Annotated in this window: 1 protein-coding gene; it reads left to right on the forward strand. The window is 46.7% G+C overall.

Translation table 11 applies throughout. The annotated features are described in order from the left end of the window. On the forward strand, nt 1–497 hold a 497-nt coding region (locus A3761_RS24325), incomplete at both ends, for a calcium-binding protein (RefSeq protein WP_304439644.1).

Consider the following 497-nt stretch of genomic DNA (forward strand, 5'->3'; position numbering starts at 1 on the left):
GAAGGTCGACAAGATGTCCTTGTTTTCGATGAGTCGATTGCTGCCCAGACCAGCTATGTGACACGAAGTGGTGATGATCTAAAGCTTGTTCTTGGCAATGATGACAGCATCGTCGTTGAAAGCTTCTTTAAAGAAGATGACCCTAATTACGCCTTAACAGCGATTAACTTTTCCGACGGTACTTCATGGGACAGCGATGAAGTGCGAAGCCGAATTCAGGCTGCAACACCGTATGACGATGTCGTTCAAGCGAGTGCAGAAGGTGAGGTCATTAGCGGGCTTGCGGGCAATGATACGATCACAGGTCAAGAGGGGAATGACCAATTCTTCGGTGATGAAGGTAATGACATATTGTCTGGAAACCAAGGGAGTGATGAGCTAAATGGGGGGGATGGGCAAGACACATTATATGGAAATGATGGTGATGACACCTTAATTGGCGGTAATGGCGATGACTATTTATACGGAGGTGCGGGCCATAATATCTATCACTATGC

It is taken from the genome of Oleiphilus sp. HI0123 (assembly GCF_001635315.1).